Annotated in this window: 3 protein-coding genes; all 3 read left to right on the top strand. The window is 73.6% G+C overall.

What is annotated here, in order from left to right; all coding sequences use genetic code 11:
* The first annotated feature begins 2 nt into the window (after positions 1 to 2).
* Positions 3 to 10,391 (top strand): type I polyketide synthase, encoded by a 10,389-nt coding sequence (locus JIW86_RS11130; RefSeq protein WP_257553612.1) that lies wholly within the window; start codon positions 3 to 5, stop codon positions 10,389 to 10,391.
* A gap of 251 nt (positions 10,392 to 10,642) precedes the next feature.
* Positions 10,643 to 13,972 (top strand): type I polyketide synthase, encoded by a 3,330-nt coding sequence (locus JIW86_RS11125; protein WP_257553611.1) that lies wholly within the window; start codon positions 10,643 to 10,645, stop codon positions 13,970 to 13,972.
* A 32-nt stretch (positions 13,973 to 14,004) separates the two neighbouring features.
* On the top strand, positions 14,005 to 18,924 hold the full coding sequence (locus tag JIW86_RS11120) for a type I polyketide synthase (RefSeq protein WP_257553610.1): 4,920 nt from the start codon (positions 14,005 to 14,007) through the stop codon (positions 18,922 to 18,924).
* The last annotated feature ends 50 nt before the right edge of the window (positions 18,925 to 18,974 follow it).

The following is an 18,974-nucleotide window of genomic DNA, read 5'->3' as shown; positions in this document are numbered from 1 at the left end:
ACGTGAGCACATCGGTGGAACAGGTCGTAGCGGCCCTGCGCAAGTCACTCACGGACAACGAGCGGCTGCGCGAAGAGAACGCCCGGCTCACCGCCGCGGGCAACGACCCGATCGCGATCGTGGCCATGGCGTGCCGCTACCCCGGCGGGGCCGGCACACCGGAGGACCTGTGGCGGCTGGTCGCCGACGGCACCGACGCGGTGTCCGGCTTCCCGGCCGACCGGGGCTGGGACCCGGGCGTGTACGACCCGGAGCCCGGCATGCCGGGCAAGTCGTACGCGCGCGACGGCGCCTTCCTCTACGACGCCGCCGAATTCGACCCGGCGTTCTTCGGGATCAGCCCGCGCGAGGCGCTGACCATGGATCCGCAGCAGCGGCTGCTGCTGGAGATCTCCTGGGAGGCCATCGAGCGGGCCGGGGTGGACCCGACCACGCTGAAGGGCAGCCGGACGGGCGTCTACGCCGGTGTGATGTACCACGACTACGCCGACGGAAGCGCGGGCAGCTTCGTCTCCGGGCGCACCTCTTACACGCTCGGCCTCGAAGGCCCGGCCGTGACCGTGGACACGGCGTGCTCCTCGTCGCTGGTCGCCCTGCACATGGCGGCCCAGGCGCTCAGGACGGGGGAGTGCTCCCTGGCCCTGGCCGGTGGGGTGACGGTGATGTCCACCCCCGACATGCTGGTGTACTTCAGCGAGCAGCGCGGGCTCGCACCGGACGGCCGCTGCAAGCCGTTCGCGGCGGCCGCGGACGGTACGGGCTGGGGTGAGGGCGCGGGCGTCCTGCTGCTGGAACGGCTCTCGGACGCGCGGCGCAACGGCCATCCGGTGCTCGCGCTGGTCAGCGGGTCCGCCGTCAACCAGGACGGCGCGTCGAGCGCCATGACGGTCCCCAACGGTCCGGCGCAGCAGCGGGTGATCCGCCAGGCCCTGGCGGACGCCGGGCTGACGGCGGCCGAGGTCGACGCGGTGGAGGCGCACGGCACGGGCACCCGGCTCGGAGACCCGATCGAAGCGCAGGCACTGCTGGCCACGTACGGCAGGAAGCGGCCCGACGGAAGGCCGCTGTGGCTGGGCTCCGTCAAGTCCAACTTCGGGCACACGCAGGCCGCGGCGGGTGTCGCGGGCATCATCAAGATGGTCATGGCGATGCGGCACGGAGTGCTGCCGCCGACCCTGCACGTGGACGCGCCCTCGGACCAGGTGGACTGGTCGGCGGGGAACGTGGAACTGCTGACCGAGGCGCGGCAGTGGCAGACCGAGGGCCGGCCGCGGCGGGCGGGAATCTCCTCCTTTGGGCTGAGCGGGACCAACGCGCACGTGATCGTCGAGCAGGCACCCGCCGAGGAGACGGCCGATGGCGAGGAGCCGGTGGGCTCGCTGCCCCCGGTGGTGCCGTGGCCGCTCTCCGCGAAGTCCGCGCAGGCCCTGGCGGACCAGGCGGCGGCGCTGCTCACGCGCGTCTACGAGCAAGAGCCCCGGCCCGCGGACGTCGGCCACTCCCTGGCGAGCTCCAGGTCCCTGTTCGAACACCGGGCCGTGGTGCTGGGTGACCGGGAAAGCGGACTGGCCGCCCTCGCGGCGGGCGAGGACCACCCCGGGGTGATCGCCGGCCAGGCGCGGTCCGGTGGGCGGACGGCGTTCCTGTTCACGGGTCAGGGTGCGCAGCGGTTGGGGATGGGGCGGGAGTTGTACGCCGCCTTCCCGGTGTTCGCGGCGGCCTTCGATGCGGTGTGTGGGGAGATCGACCCGTTGCTGGGGCGGTCGTTGCGGGATGTGGTGTGGGGTGAGGATGCGGAGGCGCTGAACGCGACCGCCCTGACCCAGCCTGCCCTGTTCGCGTTGGAAGTGGCGCTGTTCCGGCTGGTTGAGGCGTGGGGCGTACGGCCTGATGTGGTGGCCGGGCATTCGATCGGTGAGCTGGCCGCCGCCCATGCCGTGGGGGTGCTGTCCCTCGCGGACGCGGCCCGGCTGGTCGTCGCGCGCGGCCGTCTGATGCAGGAACTCCCGGCCGGTGGCGCGATGCTCGCGGTCCAGGCGACGGAGGAGGAAGTGCTGCCGCTGCTCTCCGACCGGGTCGGGATCGCGGCGGTCAACGGGCCCGAATCCGTGGTGGTTTCAGGTCTCGAGGCGGCCGTTCTGGCGGTGGGTGGGCACTTCGCCGCAGCCGGTCGCAAGACCAGCCGTCTGGCCGTCTCGCATGCGTTCCACTCGGCGCTGATGGAGCCGATGCTGGAGGAATTCCACTCCCTAGCCAGTGAGTTGACGTACAGCGAGCCGCGTATCCCCGTGGTGTCGACCGTCACGGGCGAGACCTCCACCGGGTGGCAGGTGCCGGAGTACTGGGTCGGGCAGGTGCGGGAGGCCGTCCGTTTCGCCGACGCGGTGCGCGTCATGGAGCAGCAGGGTGTGACCCGGTTCCTGGAGATCGGCCCCGACGGCATCCTGACCGGGCTGGCCGCGCAGAGCGTGGACGGGGTACTCGTCGCGGGTCTCCGTAAGAACCGGCCCGAGCCCGAGACCCTGGTCACCGCTCTCGCCCAACTGCACGTGGACGGCGTACGCGTCGACTGGCAGGCCCTCTACGCCGAGACCGGCACTCGCAGGGTCGACCTCCCCACCTACCCCTTCCAGCGCACCCGCTTCTGGATCGACGCGGTGCGGGCGACGGCAGGTCACGCACACCCGCTCCTCGGCGCGGTGGTGACCCTGGCCGACTCCGGCGGCGCCGTCCTCACCGGGCGGCTGGCCGTCGGCGCGCAGCCTTGGCTCGCCGACCATGTGGTGCGGGACACGATCCTCTTCCCCGGCGCGGGCTTCGTCGAACTGGCGATCCGCGCGGGCGACCACGCGGGCTGCGACGTACTGGAAGAGCTCGCCCTCCACGCGCCCCTCGTTCTCCCCGAGGGCGGCGCCGTCGCCGTACAGGTCGTCGTCGGCGCTGCCGACGCGTCGGGGCGGCGCCCGGTCGGCGTGTACTCCCGGGACGAAAGCCACCCGGACCCCGACTGGACCCTGCACGCGGAGGGGCTGCTGGCCGAGGGCGCGGAGGCGCCCGCCTTCAACCTGTCCGCGTGGCCGCCGCCTTGCGCCGTGCCGGTCCCTCTCGACGGCGCGTACGAGGCCCTGCGCGAGCGGGGTCTCGCGTACGGACCGGTCTTCCAGGGGCTGACGGCGGCCTGGCGGCTCGACGGAGCCGTCTATGCCGAGGTTTCCCTGCCGGAGGACGTGGAGGCCGGCGCGTACGGGCTGCACCCGGCGCTGCTGGACGCCTCCATGCACGCGGCGCTGGTGGACGGCGCCGGTGACGACGGTGCCACGGTTCTGCCGTTCGTGTGGAAGGACGTACGGCTCTTCGCGGCCGGCACGGCGGCCGCTCGCGTACGGATCTCCCGGCCCACCCCGCAGAGCCTGGCCCTGGACATCGCGGACGCCGACGGTGTCCCGGTCGCCGCGGTCGGCGGGGTCGTCGGCCGCGCGGTGGACGAGGCCCGGATCGCAGGCCCGGCCGCGGATCCGCTCTACCGCGTCGCATGGCAGCCGGCCGACCCCGGCTCCGGCATCCCGGCGGCGGGGGAGTGGGCCCGGTGGGAGGACGTCCACGCCGAGGGCCCGGTCGACGGCACGGTCGTCTTCGAGTGCGCGGCGCCGGACGAGGAGGAGGTGCCGGCCGCCGTCCACGCCCTGTCCCACCGGGTCCTGGCCGTGGTGCAGGCGTGGCTGGCGGACCAGCGGTTCGCCAGCGCGTCCCTCGTGGTGGTCACGCGCGGTGCGGTGGCGGTCGGAGACGGCGATCCGGTCGACGTGTGCCAGGCCCCGGTGTGGGGTCTGGTCCGCGCGGCGCAGGCGGAGAACCCGGGCCGGTTCGTGCTCCTCGACACCGACGGCTCGGCGGACCTTGGCCGCGTACCGGCCCAGGGTGAACCGGAGTTGGCCGTACGCGAGGGCAGGGTGTTCGTTCCCCGGCTGGTCCGGGTCACGTCCGCCGCCACCGGTCCGGAGCCCGTCTGGGACGCGGCCGGGACGGTCCTCATCACCGGCGGCACCGGCGGCCTGGGCGCGCTGGTGGCCCGCCATCTGGTCACCGGGCACGGGGTGCGGCATCTGCTGCTGGCCGGCCGGCGGGGCGCGAAGGCGCCCGGGGTCGCCGAACTGGTCCTTGAACTGGAGGAGTCGGGCGCGCAGGTCTCCGTCGCCGCCTGCGACGTGTCCGACCGCGATGCCCTCGCGGCTCTTCTGGGCGAGGTGGATCCCGCCCACCCGCTGCGCGGGATCGTCCACGCCGCGGGCGTACTCGACGACGCCGTGGTCACCTCGCTGACCCCCGAGCGGGTCAGCGGCGTGCTGGCCCCCAAGGCGGACGCGGCCTGGCACCTGCACGAACTGACCGAAGGCCTCGGCCTCACCGCGTTCGTCCTGTTCTCCTCCATCGCCGGAACCCTCGGCTCGACCGGACAGGCCAACTACGCGGCCGCCAACGCCTTTCTCGACGCCCTCGCCGCCGATCGCCGGGCCACCGGGCTGGCGGCCACCTCCATGGCCTTCGGGCTGTGGGACACCGAGGGCGGCATGGGCACCCGGCTCGGCGCCGCCGAACTCGAGCGGATGCGGCAGTCCGGTACCCCCGCCCTCCCCGCCGACCGAGGCCTCGCCCTCTTCGACGCCGCGCTGCACTCGGGCCTCGCGGCCACCGTGCCGGTGCGCCTGGACCTCGGGGTGCTCCGCGCCCACGCCGACGAAGCCCCCGCCCTGCTGCTCAGCCTCGTACGCGGCCCCGGCCGCCGGGCGACCCGTACCGGATCCGGCTCCCCGGCACTGCGCGGCCGGCTCGCCGGACTGACCGGAGCCGACCGCGCCGCCGCCGTGCTCGACCTGGTCCGTACGACGGTCGCCGCAGTCCTGGGACACGCGTCGGGTGACGCCATCGAACCCCGGCGCGCCTTCGACGAGTTGGGCTTCGACTCGCTGACCGCCGTGGAGCTGCGCAACCGGCTCGACGGGGCGACCGGACTGCGGCTTCCGGCTACGCTGATCTTCGACTACCCGACGGCCGAAGCGGCCGCCGCCTACGTGCGCGAACTCCTCGACGGAACCCCGGACACCACCACCGTGCCGGGGGCGGCAGCCGCCGTCCGGGCCACGGACGACGATCCGGTCGTGATCGTGGGCATGGCCTGCCGCTACCCCGGCGGAGTGACCACGCCGGACGGCCTGTGGCGGCTGGTGGCCGACGGCGTGGACGCCATCGCCCCCCTGCCCGACGACCGGGGCTGGGACCCGGGTGTGTACGACCCGGAGCCGGGGGTGCCGGGCAAGTCGTACGCGCGTGACGGAGGCTTCCTCTACGACGCGGCCGAATTCGACCCGGCGTTCTTCGGGATCAGCCCGCGCGAGGCGCTGACCATGGATCCGCAGCAGCGGCTGCTGCTGGAGATCTCCTGGGAGGCCATCGAGCGGGCCGGAGTCGACCCGGACGTGCTCAAGGGGAGCCGGACGGGTGTGTACGCCGGTGTGATGTACCACGACTACGCCGGTGGCACGGCGGGCAGTCTCGTCTCCGGCCGGGTCGCCTACACGCTGGGCCTGGAAGGACCGGCCGTCACGGTCGACACGGCGTGCTCGTCGTCGCTGGTGGCCCTGCACATGGCGGCGCAGGCCCTGCGGTCGGGGGAGTGCTCCCTGGCCCTGGCCGGTGGGGTGACGGTGATGTCCACCCCCGACATGCTGGTGTACTTCAGCGAGCAGCGGGGGCTGTCCATGGACGGCCGGTGCAAGTCGTTCGGGGCGGGTGCGGACGGTACGGGGTGGGGTGAGGGCGCGGGCGTCCTGCTGCTGGAGCGGCTGTCGGACGCGCGGCGCAACGGACACCGGGTGCTGGCCGTCGTGCGGGGCTCGGCGCTGAACCAGGACGGGGCGTCCAACGGTCTGACCGCCCCGAACGGTCCGGCGCAGCAGCGGGTGATCCGCCAGGCGCTCGCGGACGCCGGGCTGACGGCGGCCGAGGTCGACGCGGTGGAGGCGCACGGCACGGGCACCCGACTGGGCGATCCCATCGAAGCGCAGGCACTGATCGCCACGTACGGGCAGGGGCGGGCAGAGGGCCGGCCGCTGTGGCTGGGCTCGGTCAAGTCCAACTTCGGGCATACGCAGGCGGCGGCGGGTGTCGCGGGGATCATCAAGATGGTGATGGCGATGCGGCACGGGGTGTTGCCGCCGACCCTGCATGCGGAGGAGCGGTCGGATCAGATCGACTGGTCTGCTGGTGAGGTGGAACTGCTCACCGAGGCCCGGGAATGGCGCGCCGAGGGCCGGCCGCGGCGCGCGGGCATCTCCTCGTTCGGGCTGAGCGGGACCAACGCGCACGTGATCGTGGAGGAGGCGCCTCGGGAGGCCGTGGCGGAGGCGGAAGCGAAGGTCGGCAGCGGACTGCCGGTCGTCCCGTGGGTGGTGTCGGCGAAGTCCGCGAAGGCGCTGGCCGGCCAGGCGGGCGCCCTGCTCGAGGTGGTGGACGCGTATGCCCCCGAGGACATCGGGCACGCCCTCGCCACCTCACGCGGTGTGATGGAGCACCGTGCGGTGATCACGGCCGACGACCGGGCGGAAGGCCTCGCGGCGCTGGCCGCAGGGCAGTACCACCCGGGCGTGGTGAGCGGGGCGGAGGCCAAGGGCCAGACTGCCTTCCTGTTCACGGGGCAGGGTGCGCAGCGGTTGGGGATGGGGCGGGAGTTGTACGCCGCCTTCCCGGTGTTCGCGGCGGCTTTCGATGCGGTGTGTGGGGAGATCGACCCGTTGCTGGGGCGGTCGTTGCGGGATGTGGTGTGGGGTGAGGATGCGGAGGCTCTGAATGCGACCGCGATCACGCAGCCTGCGCTGTTCGCGTTGGAAGTGGCGTTGTTCCGGCTGGTCGAAGCGTGGGGTGTGAAGCCCGACGTAGTGGCCGGGCATTCGATTGGTGAGCTGGCTGCCGCGCATGCGGTGGGGGTGCTGTCTCTGGCGGATGCTGCCCGGTTGGTGGTGGCGCGTGGCCGTCTGATGCAGGCGCTGCCTGCCGGTGGCGCGATGCTCGCCCTCCAGGCCACCGAGGAGGAAGTGCTGCCGCTGCTCACCGACGGGGTCGGGATCGCGGCGGTCAACAGTCCGGAATCCGTGGTCGTTTCGGGTGTTGAAGCGGCGGTCCTCGTGCTCGGTGAGCGCTTTGTGGCGGCCGGTCGCAAGACGAGCCGTCTGGCTGTCTCGCATGCGTTCCACTCCTCTCTGATGGATCCGATGCTGGACGAGTTCCGTGCTGTGGCTGAGGAGTTGAGTTTCGGCACGCCGCGCATACCTGTGGTCTCCACGGTGTCGGGTGAGCTGTCGGAGGCGTGGCAGTCGCCGGAGTATTGGGTCGGGCAGGTGCGGGAGGCTGTTCGTTTCGCTGACGCCGTGGTCGCGCTGGAGCAGCAGGGTGTGACCCGGTTCCTGGAGATCGGTCCCGACGGCGTCTTGACCGGGCTGGCCGCGCAGAGAGTGGACGGCATGGCTGTCGCGGGTCTCCGTAAGAACCGGCCCGAGGCAGAGACCCTCGTCACCGCCCTCGCGCAGCTCCACGTGGACGGCGTACACGTCGACTGGCAGGCCTTCTACGCCGGCACCGGCGCCCGCCGGGTCGATCTGCCGACCTACGCCTTCCAGCGCACCCGCTACTGGATGACGGCGCCGGCGGCCGGCGGTGGCACGGCGGACACCGGTCAGGTCGGCATCGACCACCCCGTGCTGCGGGCGGCCGTGGAGCTGCCCGACGACGGCGGGACCGTACTCACCGGCCGGCTGTCCGCGAGCACTCACGCCTGGATCACCGACCACGAAGTCCTGGGCAGCGTCCTCCTGCCCGGTACCGGCTTCGTGGAGCTTGCCGTCCGCGCGGGCACCCACGTGGGCTGCGGGCTGCTCGAAGAGCTCACACTCCAGGCACCGCTGATCCTCCCCGAGCGGGGCGGCATCGCCGTCCAGGTCGTGGTCGGCCCGGCGGACGAATCGGGGCACCGGACCGTGGCCGTTCACTCGCGAGCCGACGACGCACCGGATCTGCCGTGGACCCGCCACGCCGAGGGCGTATTGGCCCCGGCGTCCGTGGACCCCGCGGAGGCGCTCACCAGCTGGCCGCCCGCCGGAGCCGAGGCCGTTCCGGTCTCCGACGCCTACCCGGACCTCGCCGCCGCCGGATATCACTACGGGCCGGTGTTCCAGGGTCTCGCTGCGGCCTGGCGGCTCGGCGACGCCCTCTACGCCGAGGTGTCCCTGCCGGAGCAGGCTTCCGAGGACGCGACCCGGTTCGGGCTCCACCCCGCCCTGCTCGACGCGGCCATGCACGTCGGGCTGCTCGGCATCCCGGGCCGCGAAGGCGGCGGTCAGACCCTGCTGCCCTTCGCCTGGAACGGAGTAGCCCTGCATTCCGCAGGAGCGAAGGCCCTGCGGGTTCGCATCACGCCCGTCGCCCAGCAGGACGGGCTCTCGCTCACCGTTGCCGATGAACACGGCCATCCCGTGCTGTCGGTCGAGTCCCTCCTCTCCCGGCCCGTGTCGGCGGAGCAACTGGGCGCGGGTACGGGCAATGCGCTGCTCCACGTGGAGTGGCAGCCCGCGCCGAAGCCGGACACGGCCGAGGTGTCCGACGCCGTGGTCTTCGACTGCGGCGAGGTGCCTCAGACCGCGGACGTGCTCGCCGACGTACGGACGTACGCGCAGCAGGTCCTGGAGGCCGTACAGAGGTGGCTGGCGGATGACCTTTCCGACGGCCGGGTGCTGGCGGTGGTCACGCGGGGTGCGGTGGCTGTCGCGGCGGGTGATGTGGTTGATGTGCGGCAGGCTCCGGTGTGGGGTCTGGTGCGTGCGGCGCAGGCGGAGAATCCGGGCCGGTTCGTACTGGTCGACTCCGATGGCTCGGTGGAGCTGGGGCTTCTTCTGGGCTTGGGTGAGCCGGAGTTGGCGGTGCGTGGTGGTGTGGTGCTGGTGCCGCGGCTGGCGCGGCTCGCGGTCGATGCCGATCCTCATGAGTCGGCATGGGGAGGCTCGGGGCCGGTCCTGATCACCGGTGGTACGGGTGGTCTGGGTGCTCTGGTGGCCCGGCACCTGGTGGCTGAGCACGGTGTGCGTCATCTGGTACTGGCGGGCAGGCGTGGATCGGATACTCCGGGTGTCGGTGAACTGGTCGTTGACCTGACGGGGTTGGGTGCGCAGGTCTCGGTCGTGGCGTGTGATGTGGCCGATCGGGAGGCGCTGGCTGCCTTGCTGGATGGTTTGGAGCACCCGTTGTCGGGTGTGGTGCATGTGGCGGGTGTCGCGGACAACGGCGTTGTGGGTGCTCTGACGTCCGAGCGGATGGATGCGGTGCTGCGGCCGAAGGCGGATGCGGCGTGGCATCTGCACGAGCTGACCGCAGACCTGGACTTGTCGGCGTTCGTGATGTTCTCCTCGGCCGGCGGGTTGGTTCTGGCGGCCGGGCAGGGCAACTATGCGGCGGCGAACGTCTTCCTCGATGCACTTGCCGCCCACCGCCACGCCGAAGGGCTTCCCGCGACCTCGATGGCCTTCGGCCTGTGGGACGTCAACACCGGCATGGCCGCCCACCTCACCGACGCGGACCTGGAGCGCATGCGCCGCGCCGGCACGCCCGCGCTGTCGGAGGCGGAAGCGCTGGCCCTGTTCGACGCCTCCCTGGCCTCGGGCTCGGCGCTGACCGTCCCCCTCCAGGTGGACACGGGCGCGCTGCGCACCCGTACCGACGAACTGCCCGCCCTCCTGAGGGGGCTGGTCCCGGTCGCCCGCAAGCGCAACGCGGTGTCGACGCCCGGCGTCGCCTCGCTGCCCGCCCGCATCGCCGGGCTGGACGACGAGGAGGAGCGGATCCGGATCATCCTGGACGTCGTACGGGGTCACGCGGCTGCCGTCCTCGGTCACGCGTCGGGTGAGGCAATAGAACCCGACCGTGCCTTCGGCGAGTTGGGCTTCGACTCGCTCGGCTCGGTGGAGCTGCGGAACCGGCTGAGCGCGGCCAGTGGACTGCGCCTGCCCGCCACGCTGATCTTCGACTACCCGAGTGCGGCGGAAGTCGCCGCCTACCTCGCCCGGCGCCTGGCACCCGCCGTACCTGCCGCACCCGTACCGGGGGTGGAGGCCGAGCTCGGCAGGCTGGAATCCCTTCTGCTGGCCGATGCCCCGCCGACCGGCCCGGCCCGGGCGCAACTGGCCGACCGGCTCCGGGAGCTGGCCGGCCGGCTCGAGGGGCCACCGATGCACGCCCAGGGGTATGCCACGCCGGAGATCCCGGACCGTGGCGAGGACCTGAACGAGGTCACCGCGGACGAGCTGTTCGACATCCTCGACAACGAGCTCGGTACCCCCGCGACCCCCTGACCGCCCGACCCGGGGCGGATCCGGCACCCGGGCCGGGGTGCGTGACGGTTGAACGGCAGCCGTCACGCACCCCGGCCTTTTTGTTGGCGCGCAGTGCGGGATTTCCCCTCATCCGCCGGGGCCCGCGGCAGGGGTGGGCTAAGGGTAGGCCGCCCTTTGGCCAGCTCAGTAGCGTTCCCACCGATCAACTAAACGGCCAGGTACGGCACATGAGCCGCCACGGACGGTCCGACCAGAGGGAGTAGATCTCGGTGAGCAACGAGGAGCGGCTTCTCGAGTATCTGAAGCGGGCCACATCCGACCTGCGCGACGCCCGCCGCCGCCTCGCCGAGGCCGAGCGCCGGCCCGGACGCCACGGCGACCCGGTCGTGATCGTCGGCATGGGCTGCCGCTACCCGGGCGGCGTGACGACCCCGGAGGAGTTGTGGCGGCTCGTCGGCGACGGCGTGGACGCCATCGGCGGCTTCCCGGCCGACCGCGGGTGGGACCCGGAGGTCTACGACCCCGAGCCGGGCACCCCCGGGAAGACGTACGCGCAGCAGGGCGGATTCCTCTATGACGCAGCCGAGTTCGACCCGGTGTTCTTCGGGATCAGCCCCAACGAGGCGCTGATGACGGACCCTCAGCAGCGGCTGCTGCTCGAGGTGTCCTGGGAGGCGATCGAGCGGGCCGGCATCGACCCCACCACCCTCAAGGGCAGTGCGACCGGGGTGTTCGCGGGCGTGATGTACCACGACTACGCCCTGGGCCGGGAGCCCGGGAGCACCACCGCGGGCAGCGTGGTCTCCGGCCGGGTCGCCTACACGCTGGGCCTCGAGGGCCCGGCCGTGAGCGTGGACACGGCCTGCTCCTCCTCCCTGGTCGCCCTGCACATGGCGGCCCAGGCGCTGCGGTCGGGGGAGTGTGACCTGGCGCTGGCCGGCGGGGTCACGGTGATGTCCACCCCCGACATGTTCGTCTACTTCAGCACCCAGCAGGGGCTGGCCGCCGACGGCCGCTCGAAGTCCTTCGCCTCCTCGGCGGACGGCGTCGCGTGCTCGGAGGGCGCGGGCGTCCTGCTGCTGGAGCGGCTCTCGGACGCGCGGCGCAACGGGCATCCCGTCCTCGGCATCGTCCGCGGCTCGGCGCTGAACCAGGACGGCGCCTCCAACGGTTTGACCGCCCCGAACGGTCCCGCCCAGCAGCGCGTGATCCGCAGGGCCCTCGCCGATGCCGGTCTGTCGGCGGCCGAGGTCGACGCCGTGGAGGCGCACGGCACCGGCACCACCCTCGGCGACCCGATCGAGGCCCAGGCCCTGCTGGAGACCTACGGACAGGAACGCCCCGAGGGGCAGCCGCTGTACCTGGGGTCCATCAAGTCGAACATGGGGCACAGCCAGGCGGCGGCGGGTGTCGCGGGCGTCATCAAGATGGTGATGGCCATGCGGCACGGAGTACTGCCGCCCACCCTGCACGTGGACGAGCCCTCGGACCAGGTGGACTGGTCGGCCGGAGCGGTGGAACTGCTCACCGAGGCGCGTCCCTGGGTGGCATCCGGTGCGGTGCGGCGCGCCGGGGTGTCCTCGTTCGGCATCAGCGGGACCAACGCCCACGTGATCATCGAGGAGGCGCCGGAGGGCGCCCGGGAGGCGGCTGTGCGGGCCGGACTCCCCGTGACTCCCTGGGTGTTGTCGGCCAAGTCCCAGCAGGCGCTCGCCGCTCAGGCAGAGCGCCTGCTGGGCCGGGTCACGGCGGAGCCCGATGCCGATGCGGCGGACATCGGGCTCTCCCTGGCCGTCTCGCGCACCCTCTTCGCCCACCGCGCGGTGCTCGTGGGCGACCCCGGGAGCGGGCTCGCCGCCCTCGCGGCGGGCGAGGCCCACCCAGGGGTGGTCACCGGCCGGATCCGGCGCGGCGGCCGGACGGCGTTCCTGTTCACCGGCCAGGGAGCGCAACGGCTCGGCATGGGGCGGGAGTTGTACGAAGCCTTCCCGGTGTTCGCGGTGGCATTCGACGCCGTGTGCGCGGCGATCGACGTGCACCTCGGGCGGTCGCTGCGGGATGTGGTGTGGGGTGAGGACCCGGAGGTGCTGAACGCGACCGCCCTCACCCAGCCCGCCCTGTTCGCACTCGAAGTCGCCCTGTTCCGCCTGGTGGAGACCTGGGGAATCACGCCTGACCTCGTCGCCGGTCACTCGATCGGCGAGCTGGCCGCCGCGCACGTGGCCGGCGTGCTGTCCCTGGCGGACGCGGCCCGGCTGGTCGTCGCCCGCGGCCGGCTGATGCAGGAACTCCCGGCCGGTGGCGCCATGCTCGCCGTCCAAGCGACCGAGAGCGAGGTGCTGCCGCAGCTCACCGAGGGCGTCGGCATCGCGGCCGTCAACGGGCCCGAGTCCGTGGTCGTCTCGGGTGCGGAGGCAGCCGTCCTGGCAGTCGGCGAGCACTTCTCCGCGGCCGGTCGAAAGACCAGCCGGCTCGCCGTGTCCCACGCCTTCCACTCCTCCCTGATGGATCCGATGCTGGACGAACTCCGTGCCATAGCACTGGAGTTGACATACACAGAACCGCGTATCGCGGCCGTCTCCACGGTGACCGCCGACCGCGCGGGCGCCGACTGGCAGTCCCCCGAATACTGGGTCTCCCAGGTCCGCGAGGCCGTCCGCTTCGCCGACGCCGTCCGCGCGCTGGAGCACGAGGGCGTGACCCGGTTCCTGGAGATCGGCCCCGACGGGATCCTGACCGGTCTCGCCAGTCAGAGCCTCGAGAGCGAGGATTCCGCGCACGCGGTGCTCGTACCGGCCCTGCGCAGGAACCGTGCCGAGCCCGAGGCGCTGATCGCGGCCCTGGCCCAGCTCCACGCGGACGGCGCGCGCGTGAACTGGGAGGCGTACTACGCGGGCACCGGGGCCCGGCTCGTCGACCTGCCCACCTATCCCTTCCAGCGCGCCCGCTACTGGGTCGACGCCGCCGGTCCCTCCGGCGGCCCGATCCCCCTGGCCCCGGCCGGCCACGAGGTCCCCTCGGCCGCGGAGTCCCGGGAGGCCGCCGAGGCGCTGCGGGCCCAGCTCGACGGGGTGGGCGCCGCCGAGGGCGCGCGGGTCCTGCTGGCACTGGTGCGGACACATGTCGCGACGGTCCTCGGGTACCCCTCCAGCGCCGCCGTGGAAGCCGATCTCGCCTTCCGCGACATGGGATTCGATTCACTGGCCGCCGTGGAACTGCGCAAGCGGCTCACCGCGGCGAGCGGATGCGATCTGCCCGCCACCCTGATCTTCGACTACCCGACGCCCCGGGCCGCCGCTGCCTTCCTCGGCGAGCGGATGGCGGCCGAGCCCGCCGGCGGTGACCCGGCCGCGGCCGCGCTGGCCGAACTCGACCGCATCGAGGCCGTGCTCGCCGGGTTCCCCGCCTCCGGCGGCGACACCGAGGTCATCGGCGCCCGCGCGGATGCCATCACCGCCCGGCTGGAGGCCGTCGTACGCCGCTGGCGCGACGCCCGGGGCGGCGCCGCCCCAGGACCGGCGGAGGACGGCCCCGACTTCGAAACGGTCACCGACGAGGAGCTGTTCGACGTGCTCGACAGCGAATTCGGCATCTCCTAGCCAGCGATCAGCTCTAGATTGGTTGAGGTTCGATGAGCAACGACGAGAAGCTCCGGGACTATCTCAAGCGCGCCACCACGGAACTCCAGCGCACCCGGCGCCAGTTGCGGGAGGCCGAGGAGCAGCAGCACGAGCCCGTCGCCATCGTCGCGATGGGATGCCGCTTCCCGGGCGGTATCGCATCCCCCGATGACCTCTGGCAGCTGGTGGACTCCGGCCGGGACGCCGTCTCGCTCTTCCCGGACGGCCGCGGCTGGGACATGGACGCCCTCTACGACCCGGAGCCGGGCACGCCCGGGAAGACGTACTGCCGGGAAGGCGGCTTCCTGCACGACGCGGGCGAGTTCGACGCCGACTTCTTCAAGATCAGCCCGCGCGAGGCCCGCGACACCGACCCGCAGCAGCGGCTGCTGCTGGAGGTGTCCTGGGAGGCGATCGAGCGGGCCGGCATCGACCCCACCTCGCTCAAGGGCAGCCGGACCGGCGTGTTCGCCGGTGTGGTGTACCACGACTATCCGGGCGGCGGCGGGACCGGCGGTCTGGCCAGCGTCGCCTCCGGGCGCGTGGCGTACTCCCTGGGCCTGGAGGGCCCCGCCGTCACCGTGGACACCGCCTGCTCCTCCTCCCTGGTCGCCCTCCACCTCGCCGTCCAGTCGGTACGGACCGGCGAGTGCACGCTGGCCCTCGCCGGCGGGGTGACCGTGATGGCGAGCCCGGACTCCTTCGTCGGCTTCAGCCAGGACCGGGGCCTGGCCCCCGACGGCCGCTGCAAGTCCTTCGCGGCGGCAGCCGACGGCACCACCTGGTCCGAGGGCGCGGGCATGGTTCTCGTCGAGCGGCTCTCCGAGGCCCGCCGCCTCGGCCACCCGGTCCTGGCCGTCATCCGCGGCTCGGCGATGAACTCCGACGGCGCCTCCAACGGCCTCACCGCCCCCAACGGACCCTCCCAGCAGCGGGTCATCCAGCAGGCGCTCGCCTCCGGGCGGCTGACCGCCACCGACGTGGACGCCGTCGAGGCGCACGGCACCGGAACCACCCTCGGCGACCCCATCGAGGCACAGGCCCTCATCGCCGCCTACGGCCGGGAGCGGCCCGCCGACCAGCCGCTGTGGCTGGGATCGTTCAAGTCGAACATCGGCCACGCCCAGGCCGCCGCCGGGATCGGCGGAGTCATCAAGATGGTGCTGGCCATGCACCACGGAGTGCTGCCGCGGACCCTGCACGTCGACGCGCCGAGTCCCAACGTCGACTGGAGCGCGGGAAGCGTACGGCTGCTGACCGAGCCGATCGCCTGGCCCGACCGCGGCCGGGCCAAGCGCGCCGGGGTGTCGTCGTTCGGTCTCAGCGGTACGAACGTCCACGTCATCGTGGAGGAGCCGCCGAACCCCGAGCCGCCGAACCCCGAGGCGCCGGCACCCGAGGCGCCGGCATCCGACAGCTCGGTCCAGGACACCCCCCGCCACCTGCCGTTCCTCGTATCGGCCCGGAGGCCGGAGGCCCTCGGCGCGCAGGCGGCCCGCCTCGCCGACCACGTGGACGCCCACCCGCTCCACCCCCTCGCCGACACCGCCTGGTCCCTCGCCACCACCCGCGCCGCGCTCGAACACCGCGCCGTGGTCGTCGCCGCCAGCCGCACCGACCTGACCCGGTCCCTGCGCGCGCTCGCCGCCGACCCCGCCCTGCCCGCACCCGGCACCGTCACCGGCGCCGCCCGGCCCGACGCCCTGTCGGCCGTCCTGTTCACCGGCCAGGGCGCCCAGCGGCCCGGCATGGGGCGTGAACTGCACGCCGCCCACCCGGTGTTCGCGCACGCCTTCGACGAGGCGGTCGCCGCCCTCGACGCACACCTCGACACGCCCCTGCGCGACACCATGTGGGGCGAGGACGGCGAACCGCTCGCCGACACCGGCCGCGCCCAACCCGCCCTCTTCGCCTTCGAAGTGGCCCTGTACCGGCTCATCGAATCCTGGGGCATCCGCCCCGACTTCCTCGCCGGCCACTCCATCGGCGAACTGGCCGCCGCCCATGTCAGCGGAGTCCTCACGCTTCCCGACGCCGCCCGGCTGGTCGCCGCCCGCGGCCGGCTGATGCGCGACCTCCCGCAGGGCGGCGCGATGGTCGCGCTGGAGGCGGCCGAGGACGAGGTGGAGCCGCTGCTCACCGCGACCACCGGGATCGCCGCGCTCAACGGGCCCCGCGCCGTGGTGATTTCGGGCGACGAGACCGGCGCCCTGGCCATCGCCGAACACTTCAGCGCCCTGGGGCGCAAGACCAAGCGGCTCGCCGTCTCGCACGCCTTCCACTCGCCGCTGATGGAGCCGATGCTCGCCGGGTTCCGCGCCGTCGCCGAGACGATCGCCTACGGAACCGCCCGGATACCCATCGTCTCCACCGTCACCGGAGAGCTCGCCGGCGCGGACGACCTGGCCTCCGCCGACTACTGGGTACGCCACGTCCGCGCGAGCGTCCGCTTCGCCGACGCCGTGCGGCTGCTCGCGGACAAGGGCGTCCACACCTTCCTGGAACTTGGCCCCGACGCCGCGCTCACCCCGCTCGGTCCCGACTGCCTCGGTGAAGGTACGGAAGGAGTGGAGGGGCCGGTGTTCACCGCCGCCCTGCGCCGCGGCCGCCCCGAGGACCGCGAGCTGGCCGGCGCCGTGGCCCTCGCCCACACCCGCGGTGTCCACGTCGACTGGGCCGCCTACTTCGAGGCGGCGGCCGGACCCCGCCCGCACCGCGTGGACCTGCCCACCTACGCCTTCCAGCGAAGGAACTACTGGGCGCAGCAGCCCGATCCGCAGGCCACCACCGGGTCCGCCGCCGACCCCGGGGAGTCGCAGTTCTGGGACGCCGTCGAGCGCGAGGACTCCGCGGGACTCGCCGAGCGGCTCGGCCTCGACCCCGCCGCCCTCGCCCCCGTCCTGCCCGCGCTCACCACCTGGCGGGCCGGCCGCCGCGAGACCGCCGCCGTGGACGCGCTGCGCTACCGCGTCGCCTGGGCGCCGGTCGCCGACCCCACGCCCGCCGCCCCGCTCGACGGCGACTGGCTCGTCCTCCACACCGCCGGCCAGGGCCCCCTGGCCGCCCTGCTGGCCGACGCGCTCAGCACGCGCGGCGCGGCGCCCGTACTGCGGGAGACCGGCGGCGCGCGGCGCCCCGTACTCCCGGAGGCCCTCCCGGCGGCCCCCGCCGGGGTGCTGAGCCTGCTCGCGCTGGACGACACCCCGCACCCTGACCACCCCGCGCTCTCCCAGGGCCTCGCCGACACCGTCGCCCTGCTCCAGGAGCTGGCCGAGTGGGAATCCACCGCCCCCGTGTGGTGTCTCACCCAAGGGGCGGTGGCCACGGACGACGCCGACCTGGTGTCCCGGCCCGCACAGACGGCCGTCTGGGGCCTCGGGGCGGCCCTGGCCCTGGAGACTCCGGGCACCTGGGGCGGCCTCGTCGACCTCCCGGCCGACGACGAGGCCGAACCGGCCGACACCGTCGCCGGCGCCGCGGCCGAACGGGTCGCACTGCGCGTGTGCGACACCCTCTCCGGAGCCACCGGAGAGGACCAGGTCGCCGTCCGCCCCGAAGGCACGTACGCCCGCCGCATGGTGCGCCCCGCGCACCCCGACCCGGCGGGACCGTGGCGGCCGCGCGGCACGGTCCTGGTCACCGGCGGCACCGGCGGACTCGGCGCGCACGTCGCCCGGATGCTCGCCGCCGACGGCGCGGACCACGTCGTCCTCGTCGGCCGCCGCGGACCGGACACCCCCGGCGCCCGCGAACTGGCCGACGAAATACGCGAGTCGGGCGTACGGGTCTCCGTCGAGGCCTGTGACATCGCCGACCGCGAAGCCGTACGCACCCTCCTCGCCGGACTCCCGGACCTCACCGCCGTCATCCACGCGGCCGGACTCCCGCAGCGCATCGCCCCCCTGACCGAACTGACCCTCGCGGACCTCGCCGAGGTGGCCTCCGCCAAGGTCCTCGGCGCCCGGCACCTCGACGAACTCCTCGCGGACACCCCGCTGGACGCCTTCGTCCTCTTCTCCTCCGGTGCCGCCGTATGGGGCAGCGCCGGACAGTCCGCCTACGGCAGCGCCAACGCCTGCCTCGACGGCCTCGCCGCCCACCGCCGCGCCCGCGGCCTCGCCGCCACCTCCGTGGCCTGGGGCTCCTGGGACGGCGGCATGGTCGACGCCGAACTGGCCGCCGTCATGCGGCGCATCGGAGCACCCGCGATGCGCCCCGAACGGGCCGTCGGCGCGCTGCGCCGCATCCTGGCGGGCGGCGCCCCGCACGCCGTGGTCGCCGAGTTCGACTGGGAACGCTTCGCGCCCACCTACGCACTCGCCCGCCCGCGCCCGCTCCTCGACGCACTGCCCGAGGCGCGGGCCGCCCTCGACACCGACCCGGTACCGGGCGGCGGCGGGGCGGGCACCGGCCTCGCGGACACCCTGGCCGGGCTGCCCCAGGCCGCGCAGCGGGCGGCCCTCCTCGACCTGGTCCGTACGCACGTGGCCGCCCTGCTCGGCTACGAGGACCCGGCCGAGGTCCCCGCCGACCGCGGCTTCACCGACCTCGGCTTCGACTCCGTCGCCGCCGTCGACCTGCGGACGAGGCTGGTCGCGGCCACCGGCCGCCCCCTGCCCACCAGCATGGTCTACGACCACCCCGGCCCGGGGGCGCTCGCGGCCCACCTGTGGTCCGAGCTCTGCCAGGACGCCGGAGCCGGTGAACTGCCCGTGCTCGCCCAGCTGGACCGCCTCGAAGCGACCGCGGCGACCCTCGCCGCCGAGGAGATCGAGGCCACCCGCATCACCGCCCGCCTGCAGAGCCTGCTGGCAAGGCTGACCGGAACCCTCGAAGCGACGACCGGCGTGCAGGCCGTGGGCGACCAGCTCGAATCCGCCTCCGCCGCCGACGTCTTCGCCTTCATCGACAAGGAACTCGGCCTCACCTGACCGACCGCGCGGGACCTGATCCGCGGCCCGATCCGCGGCCCGATCCGCGA

The sequence above is a fragment of the Streptomyces sp. NBC_00162 genome, from assembly GCF_024611995.1.
Classification (GTDB): domain Bacteria; phylum Actinomycetota; class Actinomycetes; order Streptomycetales; family Streptomycetaceae; genus Streptomyces.
The sequence above is the reverse complement of the archived record's forward strand: the minus strand, read 5'-3'. Positions and strand labels throughout refer to the sequence as shown.

Coding starts and splice junctions, on each gene's coding strand:
- JIW86_RS11120 (WP_257553610.1), top strand. CDS start 14,005: ATGAGCAACGACGAGAAGCTCCGGGACTATCTCAAGCGCGCCACCACG.